We start from the raw sequence: 15,373 nt of genomic DNA, 5'->3' as shown, positions 1-15,373 counted from the left end.
CCGGCGCGCTCGATCACCGGAGAGCGCCCATACCACCCCCACCACCAACAAAAACCCGGGCGCCTTCGGCCGAAGGCGCCCACCACCGCTGGATCAGCGCTGGGCGTCGAGCTTCGCGAGTTCGGCGGCGTCCTCGGCGCCGAACTGGTCTTCCAGCTGTTCGGGGGAGGCGTCGACGTCGATCTGGGCCAGCGGCACGCCGCGGGCGCTGGAGATCGCGCCGAGTCGGCGGGTCGCGCGGTCCGAGGCGTAGGCCGTGAGCTCATCCTTGTCCAGCTCGAAGGGCAGCACCTCGGGTGCGTCCTCCGGCTTCCACTGGACCTGGGCGATGGCGTGCGGCAGCAGCTTGGCCATCTGGTCCTGCACCACGTCCCAGTTGCGTTCGTCGGCGGCCACGTGGCGGCGGCAGGTGAACGTGCCCCACGCCATGTGGCGGCGCTCGTCATCGCCGATGCGCCGGATGACCTGCTGCATGCCGGGCAGGATGCCGCGGCTGACGCAGATCTTGTGCCAGGCGTAGTAGCCGGTCAGGGCCAGGGTGCCCTCGACCACGTGGTTGTAGGTGACCGACGCGCGCACCTGGTTCTCCGGGCTCGGGTCGGCGTGCAGCGCGTGCAGCGATTCGGGCAGCGCCCGGTAGAAGATCTCGCGGTAGCCGGGGTTCTCCTCGACGAGCCCGTGCAGGTCGTCGGTGAGCCCGACGGCGTCCAGCCACAGCCGGAAGACCTGGGTGTGCTTGGCCTCCTCGAAAACGAACTGCGTCAGGTACATCTCGTCGCCGAACCGGCCCTCGGCGGCCATCGCGGACACGAACGGCTGGAGGTCCTGCGTCACGGCTTCCTCGCCGGCGATGAACTGCGCGCACAGGCCCGCCACGCTGCGCTGCTCGGCCTCGTCGAGCCGCTGCCAGTCCTCGGCGTCCTTGCTGAAGTCGATGTCGGCGGGGTTCCAGAACTTGGCGTTGCCCTTGTTGAACAGCCGCAGCGGCAGCGAGTCCCAGTTCAGGCCGCTGGCCTTGAGTGAGTGGAAACCTTCGCGGTGGGCGGGGTGCGCGGTGGTGCTCGTCATTGAACGACTCCAGCTCGCCAAATTGTGAGGAATATTATGACCGTGATTTTCGATACTGCGCAGTTTCGAGTCAAGGGGGCGCGCGTCCCCCGAACGTAGGGTGGTGCGCGTGGCAGAACAGCGCAGTGCGCCGGTGGTCGGCTTCGACCTGGACATGACCCTGATCGATCCGCGGCCGGGCGTGGTCCGCGCGATCGAAGCCCTGAACGAGGAGTTCGCGTTGTCGCTGGACGGCGAGGCAGTCGCGGCGCACCTGGGGCCGCCGCTGGCCGACACGATGCGCGGTTACGGCTTCGACGAGCCGATGGTCGAGCGGCTCGTCGGCCACTTCCGCGAGATCTACCCGTCCGTGGTGGTCGGGCTGACCAAGCCGATGCCGGGCGCCGAGCGGGCGCTGGACGCGGTCCGCGAAGCGGGCGGGCGGACCCTGGTGATCACCGGGAAGTACGAGCCGAGTGCGGCCCTGCACCTGAAGGCGTTCGGCTGGGACGTCGACCGGCTCGCCGGCGACGTCTTCGCCGCGGCGAAGGGCGAAGTGCTGCGCGAGGAGGGCGCGGCGATCTACGTGGGCGACCACCTCGGCGACATCGTCGGCGCGAAGGCCGCGGGTGCGGTCGCGGTCGGCGTGGCCACCGGTCCCTATGGCGTCGACGAGCTGGTGGAAGCCGGCGCCGACGTCGCGCTGCGCGACCTCACCGAGTTCCCGGCATGGCTCGCGCAGCTTTGAATCAGCGCTTGCGGCTGCGCAGGACCGTGGCGATCACGCCGAAGATCAGCCCGGCCGGGCACAGCAGGGTCGCGAGGTTGAGCCAGACCGGCATGTTCTCGTAGCCGGCGGCGAACAGCGCGAAAATCGCGATGATCGCCAGCAGTCCCAGCCCGAACAGGATCATCGAAACCGGGAGGATCGCGGACCTGGGCGTAGCAGCTGCCATGCTGAGCAGCGTATTCAGCGACTGCGCCAAGTGCCGCAGCGGGCCTTGGTCGATAAGGACGGGTGTTATCGGCTGGGTACGCGGTACGCTTGCTGTGACGCGTCCCGGCGCGCCCAACTGCGTGGCGTTTTCGGGGCGCTTTCGTCGTGCCGGGGCCAATAGGTTCCGCTCGGCGGACAGCCAGAGGGACGACGAGGACCCGGAGACCGGGCCAGCGCATTCGACAGGGAACGGTGAGGACAGTGCCGACCGGCAGGGTCAAGTGGTTCGACGCGGAGAAGGGCTTCGGCTTCCTGACCCAGGACGGCGGGGAGGACGTGTACGTGCGGTCCTCGGCGCTGCCGTCGGGTGTGGAGGCGCTCAAGACGGGCCAGCGCGTCGACTTCGACATGGCGCAGGGGCGCCGCGGCCCGCAGGCCCTCAAGGTCAAGCTGTTGGACCCGCTGCCGTCGGTGGCGGAGGCGCACCGGCGTTCCGCCGACGAACTGCACGGCATGGTCGAGGACATGATCAAGCTCCTGGAGCTGAAGATCCAGCCCGACCTGCGCCGCGGCCGCTACCCGGACCGCAAGATGTCGAAGCGGATCGGCGAGGTCGTGCGCGCGGTAGCCAGGGAACTCGACCCGGGCAACTGACGACATCAAGAGGGCCGGGCGCATCGAGGTGCGCCCGGCCCTCTTTATGTCTTTCGTCAGGGGTGGCCGTGGACGGTCGGCAGATCCGGCCGGGGTGTCCTGATCCATAGGTTCACCTGCATGAAAGCCAAGATCATCGCGCTCGCGGTGGCCGTCGGGGTCTCCATCGGTCCCGCCACCGCGCAGGCCGCGCCCGAACCGACCGCACCGGCCATCGACGACTACTTGACCCACGCGCTGGAATCCACCGACATGCCCGGGTTCTCGGTGGTGGTCACCAAGGACGACAGGATCGTGCACGCCGCCGGCTACGGCCACGATTCCGATGGGCGGCCGGTCACCGCCGACACCCCGATGCGGGTCGCGTCGGTCAGCAAGTCGTTCACGGCCATGGCGGTCATGACCCTGGTCGACGCGGGCAAGATCGCGCTGGACCGGCCGGTCGTCGAGCAGCTGCCCGGGTTCGCCATGGCCGATCCGCGCTCCCGCGAGGTCACCGTCCGGCACCTGCTGAACCAGACTTCCGGTTTCTCCGACCGCACCATCGACATCAACTCGCTGGAGGAAGCGGGCTCGCTCGCCGAGTACGCCTCGCGGCTGAGCACCGGCTCGCTGGCCGCCGAACCGGGCACGCACTGGGAGTACTGCAACGTCAACTACGACCTTGCGGCCCGGCTCGTCGAGGTCGCCGGCGGCCAGACCTTCGACGACTACATGCAGCAGCACGTGTTCGGTCCTCTCGGGATGAGCCGCAGCGCGCTTCGCGATGAGGTTGTCCGCCCCGCCGACGGCTACAACTCGCTGTTCGGTGCGTGGTTCTCCCGCCCGGAGCTGCCCGGATTCCTCGACGGCAGCGGTGGCGGCGGCGTCATCACCACCGCCGCCGACATGGGGAAGTGGCTGATCACGCAGGGCGGCCACGGGCGTCAGCTCGTCGCGCCGGAGAGCCTGCGCGCCATGCACAGCCCTTCCGGCGTGCGCGAATACGGCATGGGCTGGGGCATTGACAAGCCCGCCGACGGCCCGGAAAGGCTGGTGCACGACGGGAACCTGTTCACCTACGCCGCGACGGAGATGATCATCCCGGAGACTGGCTATGGCTTCGCCGTCATGACCAACAACGCTTCCCTCAACGGCGACTACTACGACATCCTCACCGGGCTGGTGGCGCTGAGCGAGGGGAAGACGCCCGAGGTGCCCGGCGGCACGCGGCAGCAGTTCGAGCTGGTGCTTGGCCTGATCGGGCTGGCGGCCGTGGGGCTGGGGGTGCTCGGCGCGGTGCGTTCTCGTCGCTGGGCGGCCAAGCGCGCCGGGCGGCCGGTTTGGCGGATCGCGTTGCGGTTGGTGCCTGTGTTGATCCCGGTCGCGGTGTTCCTGGCCTATCCGAGCCTGATCTCGTTCATCAGCAACGGCCGCACGGTCACCTGGGCGCAGATGACGTACTTCCCGCTGCCCTTGACGGCCGTGCTCCTGGTCGCGGCGCTCGCAGGGCTCAGCACCGCGGTGTTCCGGCTGCTGAGGCTGCGCGCCGTAAGGTCGTCCGGGTGAGGAACGGCGCGGCTCTGCTGGTCATCGCCGGGGTGTGCGCGCTCGCCGGTTACGGGCTCGACGCCGAGGTGTGGCGGCTGCTGCTGCTCGTGGCGCTGGCCGTGGTGGGTTACTTCCACGGCCGGCACCTGCCGGTTCGCCGCGGCTGGGCCTGGCTCTCGGTCGCCGCGCTGGGCGGGGTCGTCGGCGCGGTCGTGGACTTCTGGGCCGGCTTCAGCTCCCTGCTGTGCCTGACCGTTTTCGTGGCGTTGCCGTGGCTTGCCGGGCAGTTCCGGCGGCAGCAGGCCGAGTTGATCGTCGCCGGTCAGCAGCGGGTCGAGCAGATGGAGCGGGAGCAGGAGTTCGTCGCCGAGCGCGCGAGGCTGCGGGAACGCGCCCGGATCGCCGCGGACATGCACGACTCGCTCGGCCACGACCTGGCGTTGATCGCGCTGCGCGCCGGATCCCTCGAACTGGCCCCGGAAATGGCCGAAGCCAACCAGCAAGCGGCCGCCGAGCTGCGCGCCACGGCGGTCGCCGCCACCGATCGGCTCCGGCAGACGATCGGGATGCTGCGGGAGAACGGCACCCCGAGCGTCGAGCCGCCGGACGAGTCGGTGGAGGTGCTGGTCGACCGCGCGCGCAGCGCCGGGATGGCGGTGTCGCTGCTGCGGAGCGGCGAGCCGCTCGCGGTGCCGCCGGAGGTGGACCGCGCAGCGCACCGGGTGGTGCAGGAGGCGTTGACCAACGCCGCCCGCTACGCGCCCGGGGCCGAGGTGACCGTGCGGGTCGAGCGAATTCCCAACGGGCTCAACGTCATCGTGCGAAACTCGGCCGTCGACGCGCCGCCGGTGCTCGACGGAGGAAACGGCAGCGGGCTGTTGGCGCTGGCAGAGCGGGTCCGATTGCTCGGCGGCACCTTCCGGGCCGAGCCCGGCGACGGCTTCACCGTGACCGCTCGGCTGTCCTGCCCGGCTGTGCCCGCGACGAAGGAAGACGAATGATCCGCGTGCTGTTGGCCGACGACGAGGCCATGATCCGCGCCGGGGTCCGGTCGATCCTGGCGACCGACCCGGAGATCGACGTGGTCGCCGAGGCCGAGGACGGGCGGCAGGCCATCGAACTGGCCGCCGAGCACCGGCCGGACGTCGTCCTGCTGGACATCCGGATGCCCCGGCTCGACGGGCTCGCCGCCGCCGCGGAACTGGCCCGCGCGCAGCCGGAGGTCAAGGTCGTCGTGCTCACCACCTTCGACGAGGACGGGTTCGTGGCGCGAGCGCTCGGCGACGGCGCCCGCGGATTCCTGCTCAAGGCCGCCGATCCGCGCGAACTCCTCATCGGCGTTCGCGCCGTGGCCGACGGCGCGGCGTACCTGTCGCCCCGGATCGCTCAGCGGGTGATCGCCGGGATGCGCGGCGGCCAGGCCGCCCGGCGAACCGCCGCCCGCGACCGGGTGGCGACCCTGACCCCGCGGGAACGCGAGGTGCTGGCGCTGGTCGGCGCGGGACTGTCCAATCAGGACATCGCGCGGCGGCTGTTCCTTGCCGAAGGCACCGTCAAGGCGCACGTCAGCACGATCCTGCAACGCCTGTCCGCGAACAACCGCGTCCAGGCCGCGATCACCGCGTACGAGGCCGGGCTGGTCGACGACTGAAGCGGCGCGACAGGTGAGACCCGCCGGATGTCACTGCTGGACGTTCAGGATCCAGCTGCCGCCGATGCCGAAGTCGACGCCGCCGTCGGCGCCGGGCGTCAGCACCGCCGAGAACTTCTGGACCTCCACGTGCTCCAACCGGCCGCCGTCCGGCGGCAGCTGCAGCGTGTAGGCGTGCCGCGAGTCGGGCGGGAAGACCTGGCTGCGGCCGTCCAGCTCCTCGCCGCCCAGCCCGCGGTAGATGAACACCACCTGCCACGGGGCCGCCGCGACCTCGCCGGGGACCGAGATCTGCAGCGGGTTGCGGTCGGGCACCCGCAGGTCGCCGACCGGGTTCTCCGGCGGCGTCACGCAGTTCTGCCCCGTCGCGTCGCAGTACTGGGCGGGGTTGACGGTCACCGAGTTCCCGTGGGAGTAGAAGGTGACCTGCGGTTCGCTGGGGGCGGCACAACCGGCGGCGAGCGCGATGCCCGCCACCGCCAGCAGCGGCTTCAGTCCACGATGCACGGTTCGAGCCTACGACTTGGTCCGTAATCGCGCGGTGGCCGGTGCGGACCGGCGCGGGAGGCGTGGCAGCAGCGTGCCGCCACGGCCGGCCACGATCGTCTGCGCCAGCATCAGCGCCAGTGCGGCGGAGACCACCGCGAACCCGATCCAGTAGACCGGCGGCAGCAGGACGCCCAGCGCGCCGCCGAAGACCCAGCTGAGCTGCAAGATCGTCTCGGACCGGCCGAACGCCGAGGCCCGCGACTGCTCCGGCATGTCGTGCTGGATCACCGCGTCCAGGCAGACCTTGGCCAGTGCGCTGGCCGTCGCGCCGACCAGGCCGACCACCACCGCGAGCGGGAACCCGGCCAGCACCGCCGCGCAGACCGCGACCGCCAGCGCACTGCCCAGGCAGGCGATGATCACCCGGTCCGGCTTGCCGAAGTGCATCTTCGAACCCAGCCCGTTGCCGAGGAAGCTGCCGGCCCCGGCCGCGCCGCCGATCAGGCCGAGCAGCACCAGCTGCATGAACGGCTCGTGCTGGGTGCTCTGCTTGATCACGAACGCCGCGAACAGCGTCAGGAAGCCGGTCAGCAGCCGGATGCCGCCGTTGCCCCACAACGCCACCACGACGTGCCTGCTCAGCGGAACCTTCTTGGTCTGCGCCGGGTTCGAGCCGATCGACGTCGGCACCTCGCCCTCGGTGCTCTCCACCCAGCCCGGGATCCGCAGGCACAGCCACACGCCGCCGGCCGCCATCGCGGCCATGAACCACAGCGCGCCCTCGGAACCCAGCAGCCAGGCGAAGCCGGACGCGATCGCGCCGAAGATCCCGCCCGCGGCCATGCCGAACGCGGTCAACCGGGAGTTGGCCTTGGTCAGCGTGATCTGCGTCGGCAGCACCCGCGGTGTCATCGCCGCCTTGAGCACGCCGAAGGACTTCGACAGCACCATGCAGCCCAGCGCCGCCGGGTAGAGCAGCCAGCTGTTGAAGTTCAGCGCCATCACGGCCGCGAGCAGCACGCGGATCGCGAACGACGCGGCGAGCGCGAAGCGGCGGCCCTGCTGCAGCCGGTCCAGCGCCGGGCCGATCACCGGGGCGATCACCGCGAACGGCGCGACCGTGATCAGCAGGTAGAGCGCGACCTTGTCCTTGCTCTCGCCGGTGGCGGCGGAGAAGAACAGGGTGTTGGCCAGCGCGACCGCCATCGCGGCGTCCACCGCGTAGTTGCCCATCACGGCGTAGGTGAACTTCGCGAGCCCGGACCGGTCGGCGCCGTCGGCGTGCGCGAGCGAGAAGAACATCCGCATCGCGCGTTGCGTCAGGTCCCGGCTGCGCCACGCGGCGACCCGGGTGACCGTCAGCTTCCGGGGCGGTGCCGTGCCCCGGGGCTGCTCGGGTTCGGGCTCCTCCTCGGCCCGTCCGGGGTGGTCTTCGGGCAGCGGCGGCAACCGCCGGCCGTGGCTGCGCGGCCGGTCGTAGTCCGGATCGTCCTCCCACGGATACCGCCGGTCGGTCCGGTGCTCGCCCCTGCTCGACGCCTCGAACCGGTGCTCGGCGCGCTGCGGCTCGTCGCGCTGCTCCGAGCCGTGCTCCGGCGGCGCCTCCCGGCCGCCTTCGGCGTACCAACCGCGCTTGCCGCGCTGCCCGGCGCCCCAGCCCGATCGGCCGCGCGAGGCGTCCGACCGCTGGTCGTGGCGTCGCAAACCCATACCGTTCATCCTGCCTCACCCGCCTCCGGCCGTTCGGGCGTCCGCCGGATTTCGGCGGCCCCGCGAATAAAGAGGACGGAACCGGCCCGCCAGATACACCTGGACACCATCGAGCGACATAAACGGCCCGAAACCACCCCGGCCGGGTGGCGAGAAGATTCGACGGGTCTCGCGTGTGGGGCGAACGGACCGTTCGCGCCGATAGGCGAGGTGAACAGGCCGTTCGCTCCATCCACCCAACGCCGGCAGGTGTTGCCGGTTCGAGGTGAACGGACCGTTCGCGCCGATAGACGAGGTGAACAGGCCGTTCACCTCGACAGCTAGGTGTGGACAGGCGGCTTCGCCGCTCCGCAGAGCGGAGCCCCACCACAACCCCGCGTCACCACATCCCGAACAAGCCGCTGCAGCGGCCCAGCACGACGCCTGCTCAGGCGGGCGTGAGGCGCCAGTAGCCGTAGGGGTTGAAGAAGATGTCCTCGTCGTCGTAGCGGTCGCACGACTGCTGCCGCAGCAGCCAGCGCGGCGAGTCCTCGGTGAGCCGGAAGCCCTCGCCGTCGCGGATCTCCGCCGCCCGCGGCTCGGTCAGCAGGTAGCCCGCCAGGCCGTCGATCAGCTCGACCCACTCGCCGAGCCGGTTCTCGTCCAGCAGCCCGTCGGCCTCCACCTCCACGTCGGGCACCCCGAGCAGGTGCATGCCGCAGGTGTGGAGCACCTCGCCGCTGTAGATCGGTCGCTTCACCCAGGCCTGGCGGAGGACATCGGGCTCCGCGGCATCTTCGGCCAGCGCCAGCCACGTCTCCCGGCCGTGGGCGAGACCGCTGCTCTCGCTCTTGATCGCGGTGGCGCCGCAACGCTCGAACAGCTCCGCCGCCACCGCCAGCATCCGCTCGGAGATGAAGGAGGCGTGCTCCTGCCCGCCCTTCGCGAGCACGTACGCGACCGAATCGTGCTCGTCGACCGCGGTCCAGTCGTCGTCGGTGAAGGTCAACTGCGCGAGGCAGGCCTCGAACGCGTCGGGCATCCGCGGGTCGTGCTCGTGCTTCGACGACTCCCGGTCCAGCGAGAAGAACGGCCCGCCGAACGCGCGGACGGCCGCCTCGACCACGTCGAAGTCCATGCCGGTGCCGAGCACGCAGAGCACGTGCAGCGGCTCCACCAGGTCGTCTTGATCATCCATGCGGCGACCGTACTAACGATCACGCCGGGACGAAGCGAACTCGGAAAATCGTCGGCCAGTACTTGCCGGTGAGCAGGAACTCGTCGGTGCCGGGGATCGCGGCGATGCCGTTGAGCACGTCGGTGCCCGCCCGCTCCCAGGAGCTCAGCAGCCCGGACGCGTCCACCACCGCGGTCACCTGCCCGGTCGCCGGGTCGATGCGCAGGATCTCGTCGCTGCCCCAGACGTTGGCCCAGACCTGGTCGCCGACGCACTCCAGCTCGTTGAGCTCCTCCGCCGCGGATCCGCCGCGCCGCACGTCGACGCCGCCGATCGGCGCGAACGTCGCCGGGTCGCGGAAGGTCAGCCGGTCGCTGCCGTCGCTCATGACCAGCCGCACCCCGTCGAAGCACAGGCCCCATCCCTCGCCCGAGTACTCCACACGGCGCAGCTCGTCCAGCGTCACCCGGTCTCGCTCCAGCGCAACCCCTTCCTGCCAGGTGAGCTGCCAGATACGGTCACCCGTGACGGTGATGCCCTCACCGAAGAGCTCGGCCGGGAGCCGGGCTTCGCGGCGCACCTCGCCGGTGGCGAGATCGGTGGCGCGGAGCAGCGACGAACCGTGCATGCCGGTGCCTTCGTAGAGGGTCCCGGCGGCCAGTTCGAGGCCCTGAGTGAATGAGGAGCGGTCGTGCGGGAGCACGGAGATCACCTCCGCTCGGAGGTGTGGCAGGCTTCCCGCGTGCCCAACGCCCTGATCGGTTTGCTCGCGGTCGTCCTGGCCGTCGTGTTGCGCTGGTACCTGCGGCGCGCACGCCACCAACCCCAGCCCGATGGCGAGCACCCAGCCGCACAGACAACGTCGAGTCGGGAGGAGTCGCACCCCGAAAGCTTGACACGGGCGGCGGCAGCGACGACCACGTACGGCACAATCGAGCATGTGACGCCTATGCCTGCTCCGATGACCAGCCCAGGCGCGGATGCCCCGTTCGAGGACATCGGGCAGCCTGCGCCCGTGCCGCCGAACCCGGAGCTCGCCGCCGCCGAGGACGTCGCGCGAGCTGCGGCGGAGGAAGAGGCGCGGCCCGGGGACGACCCGATCGGCTCGCCGGTGCTGACCCTGGACGCCGAGGCCGGCGCCTCGGTGGGGGCGCACGTCGGCATCGAAGCCGAGGGCCCGCACGCGGTCACGCACTACTTCGAGTCGAACTACCCGGGTTACGTCGGGTGGCGCTGGGCGGTTACGGTCGCCAGCGTCGGCCCGGGCGAGCCGGTGACGGTCAGCGAGGTCGTGCTGCTGCCCGGTCCGAGCGCGTTGACCGCGCCGGAATGGGTGCCGTGGAACCAGCGGGTGCGCCCCGGTGATCTCGGCGCGGGTGACCTGCTGCCGACCACCGCGGACGACCCGCGGCTGGCGCCCGGCTACCTGACCAGCGACGACCCCGCGGTCGAGGAGGTCGCCCACGAGGTCGGCCTCGGCCGCAAGCGGGTGCTCAGCCTGGAGGGCCGGCTGGAGGCCGCGGACCGCTGGCACAACGGCGAGTTCGGGCCGCGCGCCGACATCGCCAAGCTGGCCCCGGGGGCCTGCGGCACCTGCGGTTTCTTCCTGAAGCTGGCGGGTTCGATGGGCGGCGCGTTCGGCGTCTGCGCCAACGAGCTCGCGCCCGCCGACGGTCGCGTGGTCAGCGTGGAGTTCGGTTGCGGCGCGCATTCGGAGGTCGAGGTGGACACCTCGTCGACGGTGCCGGTGGCCGAGGTCGTCTACGACGACGCCACCCTGGACTTCGAGCCGCGCGGGTGAGCGGAGCGGATCCGTTCGGTACGGCCGAGCTTCGGCGGGCCGTGCTGCAGTCCTGGGAGTCCTCGCCGACCCGGTTCCGCGAGGACGCCAACGCCGAGGAAGACCTCAGGCTCGGCGGCTACCGCGACCGGCTGCTGGTCGAGTTGGCGCAGAACGCCGCAGACGCGGCGGGCGCCGACGGCGTGCTGCACGTCGAGCTCGTCGGCCGTGAGCTGCGGGTCGCGAACACCGGGTCGCCGCTGACCGCGGACGGCGTGGCGGGCCTGGCTTCGCTGCGCGCGTCGGCCAAGCGCGAGGGCGCCTCGGTCGGCCGGTTCGGCGTCGGGTTCGCCGCGGTGCTGGCGGTGTCCGACGAGCCGCAGATCGTGTCGACGTCCGGCGGCGTTGCGTTCTCCGCCGAGCGGACCAGGGAAGCGGCGGCGGAGCTGCCGGGCCCGGCGGAGGAGCTTGCGGCGCGGGAAGGCGCGGTGCCGGTGCTGCGGCTGCCGTGGGCGGTCGCCGATGAGCCGCCCGCGGGCTTCGACACCGAGGTGCGGTTGCCGCTGCGCCCTGATGTGGTCACGGACGCGCTGATGGCGGCGTTCACCGACCAGGCCCCGGATCTGCTGATCGCGCTGCCCGCGCTGACCGAGATCCGGATCGGCGAGAAGACGTGGCGGCGCGTGGACGAGGGCGCCGATCGACTGGTCGTGCACGGCCCGACCCGCAGCGACCGGTGGCTCGTGCACCGCGCGACGGGCACGTTGAGCGAGACGGCGCTGGCCGGCCTGGGCGTCGAGGCCCGGCACGCCACGGAGTGGCGCGTGACCTGGGCGGTGCCGCTGGACGAGGACGGCACGCCGATCCCGCTGGCCGAAGACGTGCTGCACGCGCCGACACCGACCGAGGAGCGGCTGTCGCTGCCTGCGCGGTTGCTGGCGAGCGTGCCGGTGGAGCCGGACCGGCGGCGGGTGGCGGCGTCGGCCGCCACGGACGCGGTGCTGACGTTCGCCGCCGAGTGCTATCCCGGGCTGGTCGGCAAGATCGCCGTGGAGCACCGGACGGCGCTGGTGCCGCTGCCGGGCTTCCCGCTGTCCGATGTGGACGACAAGCTGCGGCAGGGCGTCAACGACCGGCTGCGGGTCGCGGCTTGGCTGCCTGCGGCGAACGGGAACCTGGTGGCGCCGCTGGAATCCCGGGTCCTCGAATACATCTCGCCGGAGCTCGCCGAGCTGCTCAAGGACGTGATCCCGGGCCTGCTCACGGCGGACCTGGCGGATGCCCGGCACCGCAGGTCGCTGCACGTGCTGGAGGTCCGGCGGCTCGCCGCGGCGGAGATCGTCGACGCGGTCACCGGCCTGCAGCGACCGCCGCACTGGTGGTACAGCCTTTACGACGCGCTGGTCCCGATCGAGGGCGCGGATCCCGTGGCGCGCGAGGAGTTCTCCGCGCTGCCGGTGCCGCTGGCGGACGGCCGCACGGTGACGGGTGTGCGGGATGTCCTGCTCAGCCATCGAGACGCGGACCCGGATCCGGCGGCGCTGCTGTCCACTCTGGACATCTCGGGCCTGCGCATCGCGCACCCCGATGCGACGCATCCGCTGCTGGAGAAGCTCGGTGCGCACCCGGCCGGCCCGGCGGAGCTGCTCGACGCCCCGTCGCTGGAGGAGGCGGTGCGCGGCAGCGTCTCCGACGCGCGAGCCGGAGCGGACGTGCGGCCGTTGGCGGAAGCGGTGTTGCGGCTGGTAGCGAGCGCGCAGCCGCGCGACTGGCTGGGCGCGCTGGCGCTGCCGGACGCGAACGGCGACTTCCGCCGCGCGGACGAACTCCTGCTGCCCGATGCGGCGCTGCTGGAGGTCATCGACGCCGAGTACATCGGTGCGGACGGGCCGCTCGCCGTGCTGGACGAGGCATTCGCCACCGACCGGCCCGCGGAGCTGCTGCGGGCGGTCGGCGTGCTGGACGACTTCGCGGTGCACGTCGAGGAAGACCCGGTCGAAGCGGACGACGACTTCCCGGACTCTCGCCACTGGTGGGCGGAGCGGGAAGCCGCGCAGCCCGAGAACTGGCCGCCGGCCAGGTTCACCGGAATCCGGGACCTGGACCTGGTCGCGGACGACTGCTGGCCGGCGGCGATCCGCCTGCTGGTGCGGAACCCGGAAACCCTGCGCGCCCTGCGCGAACCGAACAGCTACTCGGCCTGGTGGATCGCGCGCTACGCGCTGCTCGCAGGCCAGCCGCCCCGGCACTGGCGCCTCGCCGCTGCTGGGGAGCTGGCGGGCCTCTTCGACGCGGTGCCCGATGTCGGCCTCGACGACGAGCAGCTGAGGATCACGGGCGTGCGCAGCGAGCTCGTCATCGACGATTCCGACGACGCTGCGGACCTGCTGGAACGCCTCGGTGACCCGGATCGCGCCGTGCGTGCCGGAACTGCGCTGCGCGCGCACCAGGCGCTGGCGGACGCGGTCGCGTCGGGTGTCGTGGACCCGGCCGAGATCGATCTCCCGGAGATGGTGCGCTCGGTGTCGGGCGCGGTGGTCAGCACCGGGCGAGCGGTGGTCCTCGACGAGCCGTGGATGCTGGGCGTGCTGGAAGCGCCGCTGGTGATCGCGGGCGGCAGCCCGGACCAGTTCGACGCGGAATCCCTGGCGGAACTCCTGGATCTGCCGCTGGCATCGGAAGAGAACACGATGCAGGTGGTGGACGAGGGCCGCGCCCAGAGCTGGCCGGAGGTGGCGCGCGTCCCGGCGGCGTGCGAGCTGCTGGGGATCACGGTGCCGACCGGCGAGGTCAGGCTCCACGACACGCTGCGAGTCCGGTCGTCGACGGGGGAGCAGCGGGTGCACTGGTGGGTCGACAGGACGGGGAAGCTCCACGCGGAGCGCACCCCGGACGGCCTGGCCCGAGCCCTGGCCTGGGCATCGGGGTCCTGGCACGAGAGGTTCGCCCTAACGGCCCTGCTGGCGGACCCGGAAGCGGCAACCCTCCTGCGCTGAGCGCTTCACCCGAAGCGCTCAGCCTTGACGGCGGCTAAGAAAACACCCCAAGCCTGCGGCCGAAGGGCCAAGGTCCCACCATCCCGATCCTTGGTGTCCCGAACCCCGACGAGGCCAGGCCCTGCGCCGACCTCGACGCAGTTGCCTTCTTCACCGCTGTAGCTGGACTTCCGCCAGTTCGTGATCGGAGACATTGCCCTCCTCCATCTTCTTCGCGCATGCAGCGATGAGATCGGCAGATTCATGAGGGCTCAACGCTGCTTTAGCCAGACTAGTCACGGTCTCGACGAACGGGGAAGTCTCGGCCGGATCGTCCAGGAACGTGCCTGCGCGGCGATGCTCCAAATAGACGATGGTTCGCTGCCGTTGGAACTTCATGAGCAGCTGGTTGCCGTTCAGGCCGACATGCGCGCCAAGGTCGTAAGGGATTACCTGGACCGTGATGTGTGGGCGAAGCGCCATACGCGTGATGTGCCTGAGTTGCTCTCCCATCACGTCGCTGCCCCCGACCGGACGGTGCAGGACTGACTCATCGATCAGGGCGTGAAACTCCACTGGGCTCTTTCCAGTTAGGACGCTCTGCCGACCGAGCCGCAGAGCGACTCTGGATTCAACGTCGCTGTCCTTGAGTCCGCCAGCGACCATGATCTCCCGAGTGTAGTCAGCGATCTGAAGCAAGCCCGGTACAAAGCCAATTGACACGTCGGTGATCTCGGTAGCGCTCCGCTCGAACTCCAGCAGGGCAACGAGTTGCTGTGGCAGTCCTGGGTTTCCCACTTCCCACCAGTGCGGCTTGTGCGCGTCCTCAGCGAGTTCAAGGATGCGCGTTCGCTTCTGGCCCTTGATGCCGAGTGTTCCCAGGATGATTGCTATCTCAGTTTCAGAAGGAACCTTGGCTCCGACCTCGATCCGGCCGAGGGTCGCCCTTGACCAATCGCACTGCTCCGCCAGTTCCTCTAGTCGCAGGCCAGCTTCCTTTCGGAGCTTGCGAATCTCGGCACCCAGCCCTCGTGAACGTGCAGTTGTCATATGCCCACGCTATTTCAGGGCCTGAGATTGCGCCATTACACATAACGGTGAACCAGCTTGATCGGAGATAGCTGGACCGGTCTCATCTGGTCAGAGACCACAAGAAGGAGGTCCCAGTGTCCGACTACTTGACCTACGTCTGGCGCCCGGTCACGGGAGGTCGCCACGCTTTCCCCATCGCAGCGACGAAATCGCCCGCCGGTGAACTGGTGGTGGCGTTCTGCGGGGCGGAGGCGAATGCGGCGGAGCTGCATGACAGGTCCGAAGTGGACTGGATTCGCGAAGACACCTGCATGAACTGCTGGCGCCGCATCAGCGCCTGGCGGTCGTGAGTGGTTGTGGCCGCTAGAGCAGCGATCGGAAGAGAGTAGATAAGGGAATCATAGTAAAGGAA

The 15,373-nt window shown here is 70.6% G+C and carries 16 protein-coding genes; 8 read left to right on the top strand and 8 right to left on the bottom strand.

Annotation, left to right across the window (positions count from 1 at the left end; translation table 11 throughout):
• Positions 1-93: 93 nt before the first annotated feature.
• Positions 94-1,068, bottom strand: a complete 975-nt coding sequence (locus AB0H93_RS43730; RefSeq protein WP_358582760.1) for a R2-like ligand-binding oxidase — start codon at positions 1,066-1,068, stop codon at positions 94-96.
• 109 nt (positions 1,069-1,177) lie between these two features.
• On the opposite strand from AB0H93_RS43730, the gene AB0H93_RS43725 reads away from it, so the two are divergent.
• Positions 1,178-1,795, top strand: coding sequence for an HAD hydrolase-like protein (locus AB0H93_RS43725; RefSeq protein ID WP_358582757.1), 618 nt, complete (start codon positions 1,178-1,180; stop codon positions 1,793-1,795).
• 1 nt (position 1,796) lies between these two features.
• On the opposite strand, the gene AB0H93_RS43720 is transcribed toward AB0H93_RS43725, so the two are convergent.
• Complete coding sequence (locus AB0H93_RS43720) at positions 1,797-2,003, bottom strand: hypothetical protein (RefSeq protein ID WP_132487231.1); 207 nt, start codon at positions 2,001-2,003, stop codon at positions 1,797-1,799.
• A 242-nt stretch (positions 2,004-2,245) separates the two neighbouring features.
• On the opposite strand from AB0H93_RS43720, the gene AB0H93_RS43715 reads away from it, so the two are divergent.
• From AB0H93_RS43715 to AB0H93_RS43700, 4 genes are all read left to right on the top strand, one after another.
• On the top strand, positions 2,246-2,638 hold the full coding sequence (locus AB0H93_RS43715; RefSeq protein ID WP_093268579.1) for a cold-shock protein: 393 nt from the start codon (positions 2,246-2,248) through the stop codon (positions 2,636-2,638).
• 120 nt (positions 2,639-2,758) lie between these two features.
• Positions 2,759-4,186 (top strand): serine hydrolase domain-containing protein, encoded by a 1,428-nt coding sequence (locus AB0H93_RS43710; RefSeq protein WP_358582754.1) that lies wholly within the window; start codon positions 2,759-2,761, stop codon positions 4,184-4,186.
• A complete protein-coding gene (locus AB0H93_RS43705) occupies positions 4,183-5,169 on the top strand; it encodes a histidine kinase (protein ID WP_358582751.1) in 987 nt (328 codons plus the stop codon). Before AB0H93_RS43710 ends, AB0H93_RS43705 begins: the two co-directional genes overlap by 4 nt.
• Complete coding sequence (locus AB0H93_RS43700) at positions 5,166-5,819, top strand: response regulator transcription factor (RefSeq protein WP_358582748.1); 654 nt, start codon at positions 5,166-5,168, stop codon at positions 5,817-5,819. The genes AB0H93_RS43705 and AB0H93_RS43700 overlap by 4 nt, the downstream gene beginning before the upstream one ends.
• Before the next feature lie 30 nt (positions 5,820-5,849).
• Here AB0H93_RS43700 and AB0H93_RS43695 read toward each other — a convergent pair whose 3' ends face one another.
• The 4 genes from AB0H93_RS43695 to AB0H93_RS43680 form a co-directional block, all read right to left on the bottom strand.
• Positions 5,850-6,326, bottom strand: a complete 477-nt coding sequence (locus AB0H93_RS43695; protein ID WP_358582745.1) for a DUF2771 family protein — start codon at positions 6,324-6,326, stop codon at positions 5,850-5,852.
• Positions 6,327-6,335: 9 nt separating this feature from the next.
• Positions 6,336-8,018: an MFS transporter gene (locus AB0H93_RS43690; protein ID WP_358582742.1), complete on the bottom strand. Its 1,683-nt coding sequence runs from the start codon at positions 8,016-8,018 to the stop codon at positions 6,336-6,338.
• 427 nt (positions 8,019-8,445) lie between these two features.
• Positions 8,446-9,195 (bottom strand): hypothetical protein, encoded by a 750-nt coding sequence (locus AB0H93_RS43685; RefSeq protein WP_358582739.1) that lies wholly within the window; start codon positions 9,193-9,195, stop codon positions 8,446-8,448.
• 19 nt (positions 9,196-9,214) lie between these two features.
• Positions 9,215-9,997: a glutaminyl-peptide cyclotransferase gene (locus AB0H93_RS43680; RefSeq protein WP_358582763.1), complete on the bottom strand. Its 783-nt coding sequence runs from the start codon at positions 9,995-9,997 to the stop codon at positions 9,215-9,217.
• A 138-nt stretch (positions 9,998-10,135) separates the two neighbouring features.
• Here AB0H93_RS43680 and AB0H93_RS43675 point away from each other — a divergent pair, with 138 nt between their 5' ends.
• Both AB0H93_RS43675 and AB0H93_RS43670 read left to right on the top strand, forming a co-directional pair.
• Positions 10,136-10,975 (top strand): DUF3027 domain-containing protein, encoded by an 840-nt coding sequence (locus tag AB0H93_RS43675; RefSeq protein ID WP_358582736.1) that lies wholly within the window; start codon positions 10,136-10,138, stop codon positions 10,973-10,975.
• A complete protein-coding gene (locus AB0H93_RS43670; protein WP_358582733.1) occupies positions 10,972-13,950 on the top strand; it encodes an ATP-binding protein in 2,979 nt (992 codons plus the stop codon). Before AB0H93_RS43675 ends, AB0H93_RS43670 begins: the two co-directional genes overlap by 4 nt.
• A gap of 5 nt (positions 13,951-13,955) precedes the next feature.
• On the opposite strand, the gene AB0H93_RS43665 is transcribed toward AB0H93_RS43670, so the two are convergent.
• Together AB0H93_RS43665 and AB0H93_RS43660 are read right to left on the bottom strand one after the other, a co-directional pair.
• Positions 13,956-14,144: a DUF397 domain-containing protein gene (locus AB0H93_RS43665; protein ID WP_358582730.1), complete on the bottom strand. Its 189-nt coding sequence runs from the start codon at positions 14,142-14,144 to the stop codon at positions 13,956-13,958.
• Positions 14,101-14,979, bottom strand: a complete 879-nt coding sequence (locus AB0H93_RS43660) for a helix-turn-helix transcriptional regulator (protein ID WP_358582727.1) — start codon at positions 14,977-14,979, stop codon at positions 14,101-14,103. The genes AB0H93_RS43665 and AB0H93_RS43660 overlap by 44 nt, the downstream gene beginning before the upstream one ends.
• Positions 14,980-15,095: 116 nt before the next feature.
• Here AB0H93_RS43660 and AB0H93_RS43655 point away from each other — a divergent pair, with 116 nt between their 5' ends.
• A complete protein-coding gene (locus AB0H93_RS43655) occupies positions 15,096-15,311 on the top strand; it encodes a zinc finger protein (RefSeq protein ID WP_358582724.1) in 216 nt (71 codons plus the stop codon).
• The last annotated feature ends 62 nt before the right edge of the window (positions 15,312-15,373 follow it).

The sequence above is a fragment of the Saccharopolyspora sp. NPDC050642 genome (genome assembly GCF_040654735.1).
GTDB classification, from domain to species: domain Bacteria; phylum Actinomycetota; class Actinomycetes; order Mycobacteriales; family Pseudonocardiaceae; genus Saccharopolyspora; species Saccharopolyspora elongata.
Note: the sequence above shows the minus strand (reverse complement) of the source record. Positions and strands in the feature narration are given on the sequence as shown.

Coding starts and splice junctions, on each gene's coding strand:
- AB0H93_RS43660 (WP_358582727.1), bottom strand. CDS start 14,979: ATGACAACTGCACGTTCACGAGGGCTGGGTGCCGAGATTCGCAAGCTC.
- AB0H93_RS43665 (WP_358582730.1), bottom strand. CDS start 14,144: ATGTCTCCGATCACGAACTGGCGGAAGTCCAGCTACAGCGGTGAAGAA.
- AB0H93_RS43685 (WP_358582739.1), bottom strand. CDS start 9,195: ATGGATGATCAAGACGACCTGGTGGAGCCGCTGCACGTGCTCTGCGTG.
- AB0H93_RS43720 (WP_132487231.1), bottom strand. CDS start 2,003: ATGGCAGCTGCTACGCCCAGGTCCGCGATCCTCCCGGTTTCGATGATC.
- AB0H93_RS43690 (WP_358582742.1), bottom strand. CDS start 8,018: ATGGGTTTGCGACGCCACGACCAGCGGTCGGACGCCTCGCGCGGCCGA.
- AB0H93_RS43675 (WP_358582736.1), top strand. CDS start 10,136: ATGACCAGCCCAGGCGCGGATGCCCCGTTCGAGGACATCGGGCAGCCT.
- AB0H93_RS43730 (WP_358582760.1), bottom strand. CDS start 1,068: ATGACGAGCACCACCGCGCACCCCGCCCACCGCGAAGGTTTCCACTCA.
- AB0H93_RS43710 (WP_358582754.1), top strand. CDS start 2,759: ATGAAAGCCAAGATCATCGCGCTCGCGGTGGCCGTCGGGGTCTCCATC.
- AB0H93_RS43700 (WP_358582748.1), top strand. CDS start 5,166: ATGATCCGCGTGCTGTTGGCCGACGACGAGGCCATGATCCGCGCCGGG.